At 60.8% G+C, this 16,423-nt stretch carries 16 protein-coding genes; 12 read left to right on the plus strand and 4 right to left on the minus strand.

What is annotated here, in order from left to right; all coding sequences use genetic code 11:
- Positions 1-875 (plus strand): dipeptidase (locus tag ABL914_RS04640; RefSeq protein WP_391561992.1); only part of this gene is annotated, 875 nt, incomplete at its 5' end.
- A gap of 75 nt (positions 876-950) precedes the next feature.
- Positions 951-2,216: an HD-GYP domain-containing protein gene (locus tag ABL914_RS04645; RefSeq protein WP_391561993.1), complete on the plus strand. Its 1,266-nt coding sequence runs from the start codon at positions 951-953 to the stop codon at positions 2,214-2,216.
- A 3-nt stretch (positions 2,217-2,219) separates the two neighbouring features.
- Here ABL914_RS04645 and ABL914_RS04650 read toward each other — a convergent pair whose 3' ends face one another.
- Entirely contained in the window at positions 2,220-4,106 is a 1,887-nt protein-coding gene (locus ABL914_RS04650; protein WP_391561994.1) for a CocE/NonD family hydrolase, read from the minus strand.
- Positions 4,107-4,205: 99 nt separating this feature from the next.
- Between ABL914_RS04650 and ABL914_RS04655 the strand changes: the two genes are divergently transcribed.
- Together ABL914_RS04655 and ABL914_RS04660 are read left to right on the plus strand one after the other, a co-directional pair.
- Positions 4,206-5,180, plus strand: a complete 975-nt coding sequence (locus ABL914_RS04655) for a quinone oxidoreductase family protein (protein WP_391561995.1) — start codon at positions 4,206-4,208, stop codon at positions 5,178-5,180.
- Positions 5,177-5,989, plus strand: coding sequence for an agmatinase family protein (locus tag ABL914_RS04660; protein WP_391561996.1), 813 nt, complete (start codon positions 5,177-5,179; stop codon positions 5,987-5,989). The genes ABL914_RS04655 and ABL914_RS04660 overlap by 4 nt, the downstream gene beginning before the upstream one ends.
- Here the strand turns inward: ABL914_RS04660 and ABL914_RS04665 are convergent.
- The 3 genes from ABL914_RS04665 to ABL914_RS04675 all read right to left on the minus strand — a co-directional run bounded on the left by ABL914_RS04665 (position 5,986) and on the right by ABL914_RS04675 (position 11,136).
- The gene (locus tag ABL914_RS04665) at positions 5,986-6,672 is read right to left on the minus strand and encodes a spermidine synthase (protein WP_391561997.1); all 687 of its coding nucleotides are present in this window, start codon (positions 6,670-6,672) and stop codon (positions 5,986-5,988) included. The genes ABL914_RS04660 and ABL914_RS04665 overlap by 4 nt on opposite strands.
- Positions 6,672-8,045 (minus strand): class II 3-deoxy-7-phosphoheptulonate synthase, encoded by a 1,374-nt coding sequence (locus tag ABL914_RS04670; RefSeq protein WP_391561998.1) that lies wholly within the window; start codon positions 8,043-8,045, stop codon positions 6,672-6,674. The genes ABL914_RS04665 and ABL914_RS04670 overlap by 1 nt, the downstream gene beginning before the upstream one ends.
- A 127-nt stretch (positions 8,046-8,172) precedes the next feature.
- The gene (locus tag ABL914_RS04675) at positions 8,173-11,136 is read right to left on the minus strand and encodes a M16 family metallopeptidase (RefSeq protein WP_391561999.1); all 2,964 of its coding nucleotides are present in this window, start codon (positions 11,134-11,136) and stop codon (positions 8,173-8,175) included.
- A 154-nt stretch (positions 11,137-11,290) separates the two neighbouring features.
- Here ABL914_RS04675 and ABL914_RS04680 point away from each other — a divergent pair, with 154 nt between their 5' ends.
- From ABL914_RS04680 to ABL914_RS04715, 8 genes are all read left to right on the plus strand, one after another.
- Positions 11,291-11,863 (plus strand): NifU family protein, encoded by a 573-nt coding sequence (locus ABL914_RS04680; protein ID WP_391562000.1) that lies wholly within the window; start codon positions 11,291-11,293, stop codon positions 11,861-11,863.
- Positions 11,864-11,886: 23 nt separating this feature from the next.
- Positions 11,887-12,480 (plus strand): malonic semialdehyde reductase, encoded by a 594-nt coding sequence (locus ABL914_RS04685; protein ID WP_391562001.1) that lies wholly within the window; start codon positions 11,887-11,889, stop codon positions 12,478-12,480.
- Between the two features lie 18 nt (positions 12,481-12,498).
- On the plus strand, positions 12,499-13,119 hold the full coding sequence (gene tsaB / locus ABL914_RS04690) for a tRNA (adenosine(37)-N6)-threonylcarbamoyltransferase complex dimerization subunit type 1 TsaB (RefSeq protein WP_391562002.1): 621 nt from the start codon (positions 12,499-12,501) through the stop codon (positions 13,117-13,119).
- Positions 13,116-13,562 carry a GNAT family N-acetyltransferase gene (locus ABL914_RS04695; protein WP_391562003.1) on the plus strand — a complete coding sequence of 149 codons (447 nt, stop codon included), beginning with the start codon at positions 13,116-13,118 and terminating at the stop codon, positions 13,560-13,562. Before tsaB ends, ABL914_RS04695 begins: the two co-directional genes overlap by 4 nt.
- A gap of 193 nt (positions 13,563-13,755) precedes the next feature.
- Positions 13,756-14,196, plus strand: a complete 441-nt coding sequence (locus tag ABL914_RS04700; protein WP_391562004.1) for a MucR family transcriptional regulator — start codon at positions 13,756-13,758, stop codon at positions 14,194-14,196.
- 127 nt (positions 14,197-14,323) lie between these two features.
- Complete coding sequence (locus ABL914_RS04705) at positions 14,324-14,746, plus strand: Fur family transcriptional regulator (RefSeq protein WP_391562005.1); 423 nt, start codon at positions 14,324-14,326, stop codon at positions 14,744-14,746.
- A 27-nt stretch (positions 14,747-14,773) separates the two neighbouring features.
- Positions 14,774-15,520: a lysophospholipid acyltransferase family protein gene (locus ABL914_RS04710; RefSeq protein WP_391562006.1), complete on the plus strand. Its 747-nt coding sequence runs from the start codon at positions 14,774-14,776 to the stop codon at positions 15,518-15,520.
- 8 nt (positions 15,521-15,528) lie between these two features.
- Entirely contained in the window at positions 15,529-16,416 is an 888-nt protein-coding gene (locus ABL914_RS04715; RefSeq protein ID WP_391562007.1) for a lysophospholipid acyltransferase family protein, read from the plus strand.
- Positions 16,417-16,423 lie beyond the last annotated feature (7 nt).

Consider the following 16,423-nt stretch of genomic DNA (forward strand, 5'->3'; position numbering starts at 1 on the left):
TGCTTGCCGGGATCGCGCTCTATGACAAAATCATCGCCGCCAATCCCGATTTCCTGATGCCGCTGCGCAGCCTGGCCGATTTTTCGGTTGCCAAGGCCAAGGGCAAGCTGGGGCTCTATTTCGGAACGCAGGACACCAGCATGATCGGCACCGAGCTGGACCGGCTGGCCGATCTGAAGGCCAAAGGCATGCGGCAGATCCAGCTGACTTACAATTTGCGCAACCTTTCTGGCGATGGCGCGCTGGAATCAGCCAATGCCGGGCTATCCCGGCTGGGACACAAGACAATCGAGGCGATCGAGGCGCAAGGGCTGCTGCTTGATCTTAGCCACGGCGGCGCGCAGACCATGGCCGAAAGTGCCGCGGCGGCCAGGCGCCCGATGACGATCAGCCACACCGGCTGCCGCGCGCTGCACGATCATCCGCGCAACACCAGCGATGCGGTGATGCGGGCGGTGGCAGACAAGGGCGGCTGTGTGGGTATCTATTTCATGCCGTTTCTGGCCGCAGGCAGCCAGCCCACGGGCGAACAGCTGATCGATCATCTGGTCCATGCTGCCAATATCTGCGGCGAAGATCACGTCTCGATCGGTACCGATGGATTCGTTTTGCCGCTGATAATTGACGACAAGGCCCGCGCAGAGGCCAAGGCCGGCCATGAAGCGCGCAGCAAGGCCGGCTTCGCCGCGCCGGGCGAAGGGCCCGATGTGTTCACCATTGTCGCCGCATACAACAGCATCGACAAGTTTGAACGTCTGGCGGCCGCGCTGGCCAAGCGCGGCTGGACATCACGGCAGGTCGAGAAACTCTATGGCTCCAACCTGCTGCGGCTGTTCGCCGAGGTGTGGGGCACCGAACAATGTAAAACCCCCTAGCCACCCGTTCACCGTGCCGAAGCGGCTCTGGATCTATCCGCGCTGCATCACGCAGTTTGGGGGTCGGTACAAAAAATGCTTAAGCGAATCAGTCCTTCACAGGTTGAAATGGGCATGTTTGTCCACAAGCTGGAAGGCAGCTGGCTGAAGCATCCGTTCTGGAAAACGAAGTTCGTGCTGGATGATAACGGCACGTTGCAGGACTTGCGCGAAGCCGACATCGATGGTGTGGTGATCGACATTTCGAAGGGCCGCGATGTGGCGGCACCGCCTGCTGCCAGGTCTGCTCCGCGTGGCGCCCAATCCGCTCCGGTCCAGCAGCGCCGCCGGTTTGTTGCGCCATCAGCACCCGCGCAGTTCGATCTGACATCAACCGCGCCGCAATCCACCGCGCGCGAATTTGGCCATGCCGGAAAAGTGGCCGAACGCGGCCGCAAGGCAGTGGGCAAAGCGTTCCTCCAGGCAAGGCTGGGCAAGACGATCAAGGCCGAGGCGGTTGAGCCGATCATTGCCGATATCTTTGCCTCGGTGCAGCGCAATCCGCACGCGTTCAATGGGCTGATGCGCTGCAAGCAGGATCACGAATACCTTTATCGTCATGCGCTGGCCTGTGCGGCGCTGATGGTTTCGCTGGGGCGCGAACTGAAACTTTCACCGGGCCAGATCCGTGAAGCCGGGATGGCCGGGTTGCTGTTTGATGTGGGGATCAATCACCTGCCGATCGATCTGGATGCGCTGGGCGGCGATCATCGCAATCTGCCGCTTTCCGTGTTCGCCGCGCATACCCGGCTGGGCAGCGATTTTCTGCTGGCCAGCGGAATGCCCGCAGCTGTCGCCGAAGCGGCGCTGCACCACCATGAGCGCAACGATGGCAGCGGCTACCCAGACCGGCGCATTGGCGGCGATATCCCGCTGCTGTGCCGGATGGCTGCAGTTTGCGATGCCTATGATGATCTGGCCAGTGCCGGTAACAATGGTCAGGCGGTCGATCCGGGCGCAGTGATCGGCGCGATGGCAGCCATGCCCGGCAAATTTGATCCAGCCGTTTTCGCCGCCTTTGTTCGCTGCATGGGCAGCTTTCCGATTGGTACAATCGTCGAACTAAAAAGCCAGCGACTGGCGATGGTGGTCGATCAGGACGGCAATGATTATGCCAAGCCCACAGTACGCACGTTCTTTTCCCTGGCCAGCGGCGAACAGGTTCGATCAGAGACGATCGATCTGGCCAACTGCTTTGGCCAGGACGAGATTCTGGGCCTGGCCGACCTTGGCCGATTTGAACCAGAAGAGGTGCTGGAACTGCGGCAACGGATGATGCTGACGGTCGCGAAGGGGAAATAGCCCCTAATCGCGCGCCACCGGCAGCCATACTGCGCTGGCCTCTGCCCCGCCCCAGCGCACGGTCTGGGTGGCTTTCCTGTAGGCACCCGACGGCGCATCCATGATCGAGGGAACCCATGTCTGCGGGTTGCGATCATACAGCGGGAACAAGCTGGACTGGACCTGCACCATGATCCGGTGCCCCGGCAGAAATACGTGGTTCACATTGGGCAGCGACCAGCCAAAAGCATAGGTCTTGCCCGGCACCAATGGCGCAGGGCTGCTGAAACCATGGACGTAGCGCCCGCGGAAAATCTCGATCCCCACGCCCAGCTGATATCCAGGCAGGCCCGATGGCGCGCTGGCTTCGGACGGATAGACGTCGATCAGCTTGACCACGAAATCGCTGTCCTGTCCGCTGGTTGCCGCGCGCAGATCGATCCGGGGGGCACCCTTGATGTGCACCGCTTCGCCCAGCACCGCCGTGCTATAGCTCAGCACATCGCTGCGCCCATCGGCAAAGCGCTGATCCTGCACCAGCCAGTTGCGCCAGGCATCGCCTTCCATCCGGATCGGGCGCGGCACAAACGGCACGGGTTTGGCCGGATCCGAAACATAGGCATCGCTGCCGGCTGCAACCGGCTTTTCAAAGGAGAGGGCGAAATTGCCGGCCAGATAAAGCGGCTTTTCGGTTCCAGCCGGCCATTTTGCGTCCACCTCCCACTGGTTGGTGCCAGTGGCATAGGTTACCGCTGCGGGCATTGGCGCACAGGCTGCGGCTTTGCTTTTCAGCCGGCAATCAAGGAACGGTTTGATCCACTGCATGCGAAATTGCAGCGCGGTATCGCCCTCAAATTTAAGCGCGCCCAGATTGAACCCTTCGTAATTCGTTCCGGAATGCCGCCACGGGCCAATCCCCAGCATGATCGGTGCGTCTGGTTGCGCTGCCTTGATCGCTTTGAAAACTGCCGGTCCGCCATAGCTGTCTTCCTGATCCCATTGCCCCAGCATGACCAGCGTGGGCACGGTCAATTTGCGCTTGGCCAGCAGCCGGTCCACCGCCTGCTCCTGCCAGAATTGATCGTAGGCGGGGTGTTCGATCATCTTGCGCACGGCTGGCAGCTGATCAATGCCCCAGGCGCGGGCAAAGCCGGCCGATGATCCGGCAGCAAGATAGCTGATATATTCATCGCCCAGCCCGGTTGGCGCCGAGCCGCCACCTTCCTTGACTGTCTGACCCAGCGAATAATCAAACCCAAACGTGCGGAATGCGCCGTTGTGGAACCAATCATCGCCGATCCAGCCATCAACCATCGGCGATTGCGGCACCGCCGCCTTCAGCGCCGGATGCGGATCGATCAACGCCATCAAGGCGGTATAGCCCAGGTAGCTTGAACCGATGATGCCCACCTTGCCGTTGCCTTCGGGCAGGTTCTTGATCAACCAATCAATCGTATCGAAGGCATCGGTTGAATGATCGATCCCGGTTTTGTTGAGCGGGCCAGACAGGGGCCGGGCCATCACATAATCGCCCTCTGACTTATGCAGGCCCCGAACGTCCTGATAAACCCGGATATAGCCATCGTTAACAAACGGGGCGTCCATGATCGGAAGGATCTCTTCAATCTTCTGGCTGCGGTTGCGGCTGGTTGCCCCGCCCGCATCATAGGGCGTGCGGCTGAGCAGGATCGGGGCGTCCTTGGTCCCCTTGCGGTAGACGATCACCGTGAACAGCTTGGTTCCATCGCGCATCGGCATCATCACCTCGCGCCGGACAAAGTCAGCCTGCGGGCGGACCCAATCATAGCTGGCCACTTTGTCATTGGTCATCGGATCGAGCGGAGCCAGCACACTTTGGGCCGCCAACGGTGCAGCAGCAAGCGCCGCAGCGGCGAGGAACAATTGACGCATAGCAAACAGGCCCCAAAACAATTTGCCACAGGCTAGCAGCTTTGTTGCGCTTGAGAAGAGCCGCGATGCAGCTAGACTGGCCCCAAATGGAGATCAGTGATGCGCGCGACCCAAGCCTTTATCGAGCAGACCGGCGGCCCCGAGGTTATCCAGTGGTGCGAGGTGGATTTGCCTGCCCTCGGTCCGGGCGAAGTGCTGATCAGGCATAAAGCGGTTGGGCTCAATTACATCGACACCTATTTTAGAACCGGGCTTTATCCAGCCGCAATGCCCAGCGGGCTTGGCATGGAAGCCGCCGGCGTGGTTGAAGCGGTGGGCGAAGGAGTGACGCACCTTAAACCGGGCCAACGCGCAGTCACCTTTGGCGCGCTTGGCACCTATGCCACCGCACGGATCGCGCCAGCGCTGCAATACCTCCCGCTGCCCGATGCGATTGACAGCCAGACTGCCGCAGCAGTGTTCCTCAAGGGAGCGACGGTGGAGGCGCTGGCCGAACGCTGCGCACCGCTGGATGCGGGCGAATGGGCACTGGTCCCGGCAGCGGCAGGCGGCGTCGGGCAATTGCTGGTGCAATGGCTGAAGGCGCGCGGGGTCCGGGTGATCGGCACGGTCGGTACTGCGGAAAAGATGTCGCTGGCCAAGCACGCCGGAGCAGAGCTGGTGTTCCTGTCTGCCGATCCGGATCTGGCCAGCAAGGTTCGTGCAGCGACGGGCGGCGATGGGGTTGCAGTCAGCTATGACGGGGTTGGCGCGGCAACCTGGGAAGCATCGCTCAAATCGGTGCGGCGGCGCGGCACGATCGTCAGTTTTGGCAATGCCAGCGGCCCGGTGACTGGCGTAAACCTGGGCGTGCTGGCCCAGGCAGGATCGCTGTTCGTGACCCGGATGACCCTGTTTGACTATTACCGCGAACCCGCCGAGGCGATGGCCGGGGCAGCCAAGCTGTGGGCAATGGTCAGCAGCGGCAAGCTGACAGTCAAGATCGGCCAAACCTATCCGCTGATGCAGGCCGCGCAGGCGCACCGCGATCTGGAAGCGCGAAAGACAACCGGATCGACTGTGCTGCTGCCATGAGCGCCTTGCCCGTGATCGATCTGATTGGTTTGCCCAGCGATGCCAATTCCTCGTTCGCGCGCGGACCAGCGCAGGCGCCAACAGCAATCCGCGCCGCGCTGTGGTCAGATCGCGGCAATCTGGCCAGCGAAGATGGGCTGGAAGTGGGGATCGATTTTGATTTGCGCGATCTGGGTGACCTGCCGTTGGACGAAACTGCGGCGGACGATCCCCTGATCACCGCAGCAATCCAAGCCTCAATTGTTGCGGGTGCGGTGCCGGTTCTGCTGGGCGGCGATCATGCTATCAGCCATCCAGCAGTGCGCGGGGTCCATGCAGCGCACGGACCCGTAACTATCCTGCACTTCGATGCTCATCCCGATCTCTATGATGATTTTGATGGCAACCCGCGCAGCCACGCTTCTCCGTTTGCGCGGATCATGGAGGCCGGGCTGGCCGCGCGGTTGGTTCAGGTCGGGATCCGCACTCTCAACGCGCATTGCCGCGCGCAGGCCCAGCGGTTTGGGGTAGAGATTGTGCCGATGGCGCAATTCACGCCAGACAAGGTTCCGGTGCTGGAAGGCCCGCTTTATATCAGCATCGATCTTGATGGGATTGATCCGGCCGAGGCACCCGGCGTATCGCATCCCGAACCCGGCGGATTGACGATACGCGAAGTGTTGGCGGTGCTGCGCCGCCAGACCGCGCAGATTGTCGGCGCCGATGTGGTAGAGCTTAATCCCCGGTTCGACACCCATGATCGCACGGCAATCGTCGCTGCAAAGCTGGTCCGCGAACTGGCCGCACTGATTGTGCGCAATCGAGGTTAAGCCGCAGTCCGCGCAAACCAGATTACGTGACGGGGGCCCTTGCCCTTGCCCTGCGCATCAACGCGCGCGCGGACCTGCACCTCTTCAACGTCGAAGCCTACTTCTTCCATCCGCCGCTTGAACTTGGGATCGGGGAACGCCGACCACACCGCCAGCACTCCGCCGGGCACCAATGCCTTGCGGGCATTGTGGAGCCCGGCCTTGGAATAGAGCCGCTTGTTATCATCGCGCACCAGCCCGTCCGGGCCGTTGTCAACATCGAGCAGGATCGCATCGAGCGGTTCAGGCGCCAGCAAAATCGCTTCTGCGACATCGCCCATCACCAGCTTTACGCGGCGGTCGCTGAGTGACCCGGCCTCAATCGCCGCCATCGGCCCTTTGGCCCATTCGATGATTTCCGGCACCAGTTCGGCCACTGTAATTTGCGCCTTGGGATCCAGATTGGCCAAGGCCGCGCGCAGCGTGAAACCCATGCCGTACCCGCCGATCAACAGGTGCGGCGCAGTCCGCCCGCCCAGCCGCTCGATCGTCATCGTCGCCAAGGCTTCTTCCGAGCCGCGCAGCCGCGTGCTCATCAGTTCATTATGGCCCATCACGATCATGAAATCGCGGCCGTGGGAAAAGAGCTTTAACTCTGCCCCATCAGGAACCTGCGCAGAGCCGATCAGTTCGCGGGCAAGCATTATGCAGCCCGCGCCGCGCGGTTGGCCGCTTCCTGATTGAGCATGTCGGCCAGCAGAAACGCCAGTTCAAGCGATTGGGCCGCATTTAGCCGGGGATCGCAGTGGGTGTGATAGCGATCGGCCAGCCCTTCGCTGCTGATCGCCACTGCGCCGCCCATGCATTCGGTCACATCCTGTCCGGTCATTTCGATATGGATGCCGCCAGCGTGCGTGCCTTCAGCCCGGTGCACCGCGAAGAACCCGCGCACTTCATTCAGGATCCGGTCAAACGGCCGGGTCTTGTATCCCGAATTGGCCTTGATCACGTTGCCGTGCATCGGATCGCACGACCACACCACCGGGTGTCCTTCGCGCTTCACTGCGCGGACCAGCGGGGCAAGGCCGGCTTCAACCTTGTCATCGCCAAACCGGCTTATCAACGTGATCCGTCCGGCTTCCCGCACTGGATTGAGCAGATCGAGCTGCCGCAGCAATTCATCGGGCGTCATCGAAGGCCCGCACTTCATCCCCAGGGGATTACCAACCCCGCGCAGAAATTCAACGTGGGCAGAACCTTCAAACCGGGTGCGATCCCCGATCCACAGCATGTGCGCCGAGCAATCATACCAGTCGCCGGTCAGCGAATCCTGCCTGGTCATCACCTGCTCATAGGCCAGATGCAGTGCCTCGTGGCTGGTGTAGAAACTGGTGCCTTGCAATTGCGGCACGGTCTGCGGATCGATCCCACAGGCTTCCATGAAGTCCAGCGCTTCGCCGATCCGGTTTGATACTTCGGCGAACTTGTCTGCCCAGGGGCTGCGGCCCATGAAATCAAGCGTCCACTGGTGGACCTGGCGCAAGTTGGCATAGCCGCCGGTTGAGAACGCCCGCAACAGGTTAAGCGTTGCGGCGCTTTGCGAATAGGCCTGCAGCAGGCGCTGCGGATCGGGGATCCGGCTTTCCGAAGTGAATTCGATGCCGTTGATGTTATCGCCCAGATAGCTTGGCAGCTCGACCCCATCCTGCACTTCGACCGGCGAAGAACGTGGCTTGGAAAACTGCCCGGCCATCCGGCCCACCTTGATCACCGGCTGCTTGCTGGCAAAGGTCATCACCACCGCCATTTGCAGCAACACGCGAAAGGTATCGCGGATGTTGTTGGGGTGGAATTCGGCAAAGCTTTCGGCGCAGTCCCCACCTTGCAGCAGGAACCCGCGGCCCTGCGCCACTTCGGCAAGGTCTGCCTTCAGCGCGCGGGCCTCGCCCGCGAAGACCAGCGGGGGAAAGTTGGTGAGCGTGCCTGTTACCCGGTCAAGGGCAGCAGCATCGGGATAGCTGGGCAAATGCCGCGCTTCCTGTGCCTGCCAGCTTTCAGGGGTCCAGTTACTCACCACGACACATGCTCCTTATCGCGAAAGCGCGCGCCATAGCGCCGCATTGCAGCAATTGCAAAGACCGCAAAGCCGCCGCGCGCAATCGCGAAATAATATTGCGCGCGGGGCTTGGGCTCAGGTTTTGGGCTTAGCGCCCCGCTGCTGCCGGCGGATTGGCCGCCATCGTCATCCCTTGCGGCAGGATTGCCATCCGCCAGCTTTTGCCGCGAACCAGATATTTGACCGCCAGCGCCTGCATTTTCTCCGGCGTGGTCACTGTATAGTCACTAAGCACCGATCGCACCGAGGTGTAGCGGATCGGATCCTGGGTCGCCCCTTCGATCATATACATGATGAAGGCATTGCTGCCCGATACCGCACGGGTCAGCTGCTGCTTGAGCGGTTCGGTAACCCGTTCCAGTTCATCGGCAGAAACCGGCGTCGCGATCAAATCGGCCGCGATCTCGTCAGTCGCCTGATAGAAAATCGGCACCAGATCTGGCTTCATCTGCGCCAGCACCATGATCTTGCCGCCGCCTTCAAGATCAATCGGCCAATCATTGACCGCTTGTGGCGAATAGGATTGCCCCATCCGCTCGCGGACTTTGTCCAGCACCCGGTTAGACATGATCTGGGTCAGGATTTCCAGCTGGCGGCTTTCCCGAATCCCGGCCATCCCGCCCCCGGTTGGCCAGGCCACGATAGCCGCAGCCTGATCCTTGTCACCGCGGTGGAACAGCAGCACCGGTTCAAGCGAAGCCGGCAGGGTCTGCGCCTGGGCTGGCGCAGTGCTGGCCGGCAGATTGCCGCGCGCCGGCAAAGCGCCAAATGTTTTCGAAAGCGCGGCAATCGCATCAGCGCGCTTGAAATCACCGAACATCTGGATCTCGATCGGACCCTGTTTAAGGATCGGTTCCCACACCTGACGGAAGCCATCAGGGGTGGTCCCGGCGATATCCTGCGGGCTTGGGGTGCGCAGCGCAGGGTCTTTACCCCGCGCGTAATAGGTCAGATCGCGTTCCAGGACGCCGCCTGGGCTGGTGGCGTAATTATCATAGCTGAGCCGCTGCGCCGCCTGCGCCCGCAGCACCGGATTGGCATCCCAGCGCGGATTGGCGAACTTGTTGGCAAACAGATACAGCTGATCGGCCATGTCCGAACCGCGCGTATCGGCTGAGAACTGGAAACTGCCGTCGGTAATTTCAAAGTCCCAACCCATCTTGCGCCCGGTCATCGACTTATCGAGCGCTTCCTGATCAAGCGTGCCCACACCCGAACCGACCAGCGCCATCTCACCCAGCGCCGCATAAGGTGCGGTCTGCGCGTTGAATGCTCGATACCCGGCGCCAAAGCGCACCTTCACCGTCACCCGGCCCGGTTCATTGGTTGTTGGCCACAGATGAATCTTGACCCCATTGGCAAAATCGATCTGCTCAATTTCAAGCACCCCGGTTTCGGTTGTGGCGCTGGGCTGCTGCGCTTCGCCGATCGCCGGCAGGCTGGCAAAATCGATCCCCTTGGCATCGACCCGCGAATTGCCATTCGCCGCGACGGGGGCGGCCAGTGCAGTCTTCAGTCCGGGCGCGGTCGCTTCGCTGGCCGCCGGGGTAATATAGACCCCGCGCGTCACAGTGCCGCGAAACAGCGCCTTGGTGTGGGCCAGAATATTGGCCGGCGTGTAAAGCGGCATCGCCCCGCGGAAGATATCCTGAACCACTTCGGGCGAAGCCACGGTTTCGCGGATATCAAGTGCGGCAACGATATCATCTGCCAGCCGCGCGCCCGATTGCAGGCGGCGCTGCTCTACCGAACTTTCATAGGCAACCCCGAATTCCTTCACCTCGCGGTCAATTTCGGCCTGGGTTGGCGGCTTGATCATGGCATCGGCAATCACCGCGCGGGTATCGGCCAAAGCAGACTTCCAGTCCGTGCCCAGCGGCGTAATCGCGATCATCGTCATATCGGATGATCGCATCACTTTTTCACGCCCGACTTGCGCCACCAGAAAGCTGCCTCCGGCCCGCGCGCGGGCTTCCAGCCGGCGGTTGATAATCGCAGCAGCCAGCGCATCCAGCATATTGCCCTGATTATAGGCCACCGTATCGCGCACCGGGCGCCACGGCCGCATGATCGCATAGGTGATCGAGCGCGGCAGATCGGGCTCAACGATCACCCGGGTCTGGCCAACCGGGGCCAGCCCCTTCGCACCCTTGGGGGCCAGCGGATCCCCAAACCGCGGTTCAGGGGTGCGCAGGCCTTCGCCCTTCCAATCGCTGAACCACTTCTTGATCGATGCTTCCATTGCCGCGGGAGAAATATCGCCCGCAACGATAATCACCGCATTTTCAGGCCGATACCAGCGGCGATGGAAGGCACGGACTGAATCAGACGTAGCGCCCAGCAGGGTCTTTTCTGTGCCGATCACCGGCCGCGAACCCAGCTTTTGGCCGGCAAACAGCACTTCCTGCGTCTGGTCAAACACGCGCTCGGCAGTCCCGCCGCCTTCGCGCTTTTCCGCCAGCACGATCGGCACATCCTTGGTCACGTTATCAACCGACAGGGTTGGCGCGATCATCATGCCTGATAGCAGCTTGATGCTGGTATCGACCGATTCTGAAGTCGCATTGGGCAAATCGAGCTTGTAAGTGGTGCTCAGCGGTCCGGTCTGCGCATTGGTATCACTGCCAAACGTTGCGCCCATCCGCTGCCACGTGGGGATGGCATCGCCATCGCCCAGATACTTCGACTGGCGGAACACCATATGTTCCAGCAGGTGCGAAAAGCCCATTTCGCTGGGCAATTCATACATTGCGCCAACATCCATCCGGATCCGGATCGAAACCTGATCTGGCGGCACCCCATTGCGGCGCACGGCATAGCGCACACCGTTGGACAGCTCGCCAAAGGTCCATTCCTTGTCCGGTGTAATATCGCTGCCCCGATAGAGCCAGGGTGCGCTGGGATCGATCTTGGGTGCTGCGGGCACCGATGCGGGCGCAGGGGCGCGCTTCTTGCCGCGCGAAGTAGCCGCATCAAGCGCTGGCGCAGCCAGAACGACCAGTGAAGTGAAAGCAAGGGCGAAGAGGCGCGCAGGCCGGGTTTTGGGCATCATAGGGCTGAGACTATAGGCAGCGAAATTGTGTATCGCCAGTGAATATGGGGGCGGACCATGCGATCCGTCAAAAGTCTCGCTTGCCCCCCCGCCAAGCACAAGCTTGCCCCTGTGCTCTTGACCCTGCACCCTTCAGGCCTACATGGCAGCTATCATGTTCATCGAAACCGAAACCACGCCCAATCCCGCCACCTTGAAGTTCCTGCCCGGACAGCAAGTGATGGACGCCGGAACCCGCGATTTTCGCGATGAGGAGGACGCAGCGGTTTCGCCGCTGGCGTCCGCCCTGTTCGAACTGGGCGATGTAGCCGGGGTATTCTTTGGCAGGGATTTCATTTCGGTAACGGCCGGCGCCGGAACCGATTGGTCTGCGCTTAAGGGACAAGTCGTCGCAATCCTGCTCGATCATTTCGTATCGCAGGCTCCGCTGTTTGCCGAAGGCGGCAATGGCATTGCTGTACCTGCCGAAGAAGCCGATTTTGGCGATGATCCCGCCGATGCTGATATCGTGTCCCAGATCAAGGAACTGATCGAAACCCGCGTGCGCCCCGCCGTGGCCGGCGATGGCGGCGATATCGTTTACCGCGGTTTCCGCGAGGGGATCGTCTACCTTACCATGCAGGGTGCCTGCGCGGGTTGCCCCAGCTCTTCCGCTACGCTCAAGAACGGGATCGAATCGCTGCTCAAGCACTATGTCCCCGAAGTAAGCGAAGTGCGCGCCGCCTGATTTCCCTCGATCCGGAGTACTCAATGTCTCAGCCGCTTTCTGATGCTGCGCTCGATCAGCTATTCAATACTGCCCGCAGCTATAACGGTTATCTGGACAAGCCCGTTTCCACCGAGCAGCTTCACGCGATCTGGGACCTGATGAAGATGGGGCCGACTTCGGCCAACCAGCTGCCCGCGCGGCTGCTGTGGGTAACCACCGATGAAGCCAAGGCAAAGCTGGCGGCTTGCACGATGCCGGCCAATGGTGAGAAGATCCTGAAGGCCCCGGTCAGCGTGATCATCGCGATGGACACCGAATTCCACGAGAACCTGCCCTGGTTGTTCCCGCATGCCGATGCCAAGGCCTGGTTCACCGGAAGCGCCGAATTTCGTGAACGCTCAGCGTTCCTGAACACCACGCTGCAAGGCGCCTATTTCATCATGGCGGCACGCGCGTTGGGGCTTGATACCGGGCCAATGACCGGCTTTGCCCCCCCGGCGGTGGACGCCGCGTTTTTTGCCGATAAACCAAATTTCAAATCGGTGATGATCTCAACCCTGGGTTACGGTGATCCCGCCAGTATCTTTGATCGCAGCCCACGCCCCGATTTCGATACTTTCAATCAGGTCGTTTGACGCGTTACAACTGGTGTCATGAAACTGTTGGCGATCGATTGCGCAACCGAAGCCTGTTCGGTCGCCCTGTTTGAGGACACAGTCCTGCTGGCTGGCGAATGCCGCGTTCTGATGCGTGGCCACGCCGAAGCCGTGGTGCCGATGATCGCCGCCCTGCCGGATAAAGGACGGTCCGATCGGATCGCGGTTTCGCTTGGCCCCGGTAGTTTTACCGGACTTCGGGTGGGGCTTGCCGCAGCGCGCGCGCTGGGCCTGGCCTGGGATGTTCCGGTGCTGGGCTATTCCACACTTGCGCTGGTCGCGGCGATGGCCCGCCAGCAGCACGGCCAAATTGCCGTTAGCGCCGCGATGACCGGCGGGCACGGCGAATGGTTCATCGCCAACTATGACGCCGCCGGGGCGGAACTTTCTGCTCCCGCATCCTACCCTCCTGCCGCCGCCGCACTGGCTGCACAGGCCGATCTGATCGCGGGGAGCCAGGCCGCCGCCCTGGTTGCGCAGCGCGGCAGCGGCCAGGCGGCCACCATCCTGCCCGATGCCCGGGCGCTTATGGAATTGGGCTGCACCGGCTGGATCGATCCGCCTCAGCTGATCTATGGCCGCGCGCCCGATGCGCGCCTGCCAGAGGCCGCGCGATGAACCCGCCGGGCGATCATCTCGATCAAATCATGGCGGTTATGCAATCAGCGTTCGATCCGGTTTTTGGTGAGGCCTGGACCCGCCGCCAAGTTGAAGATTCGCTGCTGGTTGGCAATTGCCACTATGAACTGGCCTTGGCCAATGAAGGCTGCGCCGGTTTTTACCTTGCCCGCACCGGGTACGAAGAAGTGGAACTGTTGTTGCTGGCCGTTGCGCCAGAACATCGCCGCCGCGGGATCGCCCGGCACCTTCTGGCTGAACTTGCCCAATCCGCCAGACAAAGGGGCGCCACGCGGCTGCTGTTGGAAATGCGCCGCGATAATCCTGCCGGGCTCTTATACCGCGATTTTGGCTTCACCCCGATTGGAGAGCGCAAGGATTACTACAAACTTGCCAACGGATCACGGGCCGATGCAATAACGCTGGCGCTGCATTTGCCCTGAATATTCTCGGCATTGAAGTTATTTCAGCTTCCGCATCAAAATGGCGGCGATTTTCCAGCTCAAATCGATAGCGTTTTGCCACTCAACGCTTGATCCGCGCTTCGATTCCCATTAACGTTAATCCCGCCCATCAAAGAATGCGGGAACCAAACCAAAAATATGGGTCGACGCGTAATAACGAAAGGAAATGGTCATGGATGCAACCCAGGCCGATACCAATGAAATGCTCATCACGCTGACTTCGGACATTGTCGCCGCGCATGTCAGCAACAACTCTGTTTCGGTGGACGATGTTTCGACCCTGATCAGCAAGGTCTATGGCGCGCTTGCGGGTCTGGGCCAGGCCGCTGTGGTTGAGGAAGTAATGCCCGAACCGGCGGTTTCAATCCGCGCTTCGATCAAGCCAGACTTCATCGTCTGCCTTGAAGATGGCAAAAAGCTGAAAATGCTCAAGCGCCACCTGATGACGCACTACAACATGACCCCGGAACAATATCGCGCCCGCTGGAACCTTCCTGCGGATTACCCGATGGTTGCCCCCAACTATGCTGAAAAGCGCCGCGAACTGGCCAAGAAAATCGGCCTGGGCCGCAAGCCTGGCCAAAAGCGTGGCCGCAAGCCCAAGGCGGCTTAAGCGTGTGCGGGGACGGGCCGCCTGGCCCGCCCCCGCATCGCCTGCAAACAACAGCAGACAGCAATTGAACAATCGCCCCATCGGTCTATGATCGGCGGGGCGTTTCAATTTCAGGTGTTTCAACAGCGTGCATCAAACCATAGACTTGGAGGCGCTTTGCGCTGAACGCGGGCTTCGGATTACCGAACAGCGCCGGGTGATCGCCCGGGTCCTGTCCGAAGCGGATGACCACCCCGATGTTGAGGCCGTCCACGTTCGCGCCGCCGCCATCGATCCCAAGATTTCGATTGCAACGGTCTATCGCACCGTGCGGCTGTTCGAGGAAGCCGGGATCCTGGATCGCCATGATTTTGGCGATGGCCGGTCGCGTTATGAAGCCGCGCCAGAGGCGCACCACGATCACCTGATCGACGTTGAAACCGGCAAAGTGATCGAATTTGTCGATCCCGAGCTGGAAGCATTGCAGCGCCAGATCGCCGAACGGCTGGGATATCGGCTGGTAGATCACCGGATGGAACTTTACGGTGTGCGGCTGGACCGCAAAGACTAAGTCAGCAAAGTGCCTTCCTCCCTTGCCATGCCGCGCTCGCTGTCTTTTGGGGCCTGGCTGCGGGTATTTCTGCAAATTGCAGTGATGGTGTCATTGCTGCTGATCTGCATCCCGTTCTACTACGTCTACCGCGTCCTGGGCCTCCGCAATCCATGGCCCAGAGTGTTTCTGGGCGGGGTAGCCTTCGCGGCCGGGGTGCAGATCGTTCCCGAAGGCCATCGCCCCACCGGCCCTATTTTCCTGATCGCCAATCATGTCAGCTGGCTGGATATTCCGGCGATCAGCTGGATAACCGGCAGCGCCTTTGTTGGCCACGATGGGCTGGCATCGATGCCGCTGCTCAAGTGGCTGTGCAAGATGAACGACACCGTGTTTGTCGCCCGCCACGATCGAACCAGCGTGGCCGATCAGGTCTTGCAGGTGCGCCATGCGATGGACGATACCCATGCCTTGACGATTTTTCCCGAAGGAACCACCAGCGACGGGACCGGATTGCTGGCCTTCAAAAGCTCGCTGTTATCCGCGTTCGAACCGCTGCCACCAGGCGTTGCGATCCAGCCGGTGCTGATCGACTATGGCACCGATGCTGCGGATATTGCCTGGGTCGGTGAAGAGCATGGGCTTGATAATTTCCTGCGGATCCTGGTTCGTAAACAGCCAATCACGGTGCGTGTGCGTTTCCTCAAGCCGCTGGATGGGGCCGCACTGGAAAACCGCAAGACGATTGCAGCTGCGGCCCGCGATGCGATCATGCAGCAACTGGCATCGCGCTAGATCGGATCATGACCAGAATGCCCGCCTTTGATTCCAACGAAGCAATCGCCAGCCACGCGGCCGGTACGCCGCTACCGGTCGGACTGGCCGGAGAGCTTAGAATTCTGGGGCGCTCGGCGCTGCTGGCGCTGGCAATGCTGGTAATTGTGCCGCTGCATTACCTGTTTCGGCTGATCAAATACGGATCGCCCTTCCCGATGTACTTCTTGCGCTATGCGGCCTGGGTGATCGGGGCGCGAGTGCGGATCCATGGGGTGCCGCTGAAGCGTGACGTGTTCTTCATGCCCAATCACATTTCATGGTTCGATATCCCGGTACTGGGCGGGATCACCGGATCGGCCTTTGTCAGCCGCGCGGAAATTGGCGAGATGTTCATGCTTGGCTGGATGGCCCGGCTCAACCGCACGGTGTTCACCAAGCGTGAGGCCAAGTTCAACATTGCCCAAACCATCAACACCCTGCGCGAGGCGTTGGCCGATACCTGGTCGGTTGTGATCTTTCCAGAAGGCACAGTAACCGATGGGCATTCGCTGTTACCGTTCAAAACTTCGATCATATCGGTGCTGGAACCGCCCCCGCCCGGCATGTTGGTGCAGCCGGTGGTGATTGATTATGGCAAACTTGCTGAATGGATTGGCTGGCTTGATCAGGAAAGCGGGATCAACAATGCCCGGCGGATATTTGCCCGATCAGGCACGTTTCCGGTCGATGTCTATTTCCTCGATCCGTTCGATCCGCATGACTATCCCGGCCGCAAAAAAATTGCCGCCCGCGCCCGCGAAGCGATCGAGGCGCGGCTGGTCAAATCCTTGGGCAAACCGCTGCGTCCGTTCCGGTTTGACCTGGCAATGGTCGGTTACGTTGCACCCAAACCGGAAAGTTTGGATTCCGATTAAGCTGGCG

Source organism: Novosphingobium sp., assembly GCF_040079535.1.
Lineage (GTDB): Bacteria > Pseudomonadota > Alphaproteobacteria > Sphingomonadales > Sphingomonadaceae > Novosphingobium.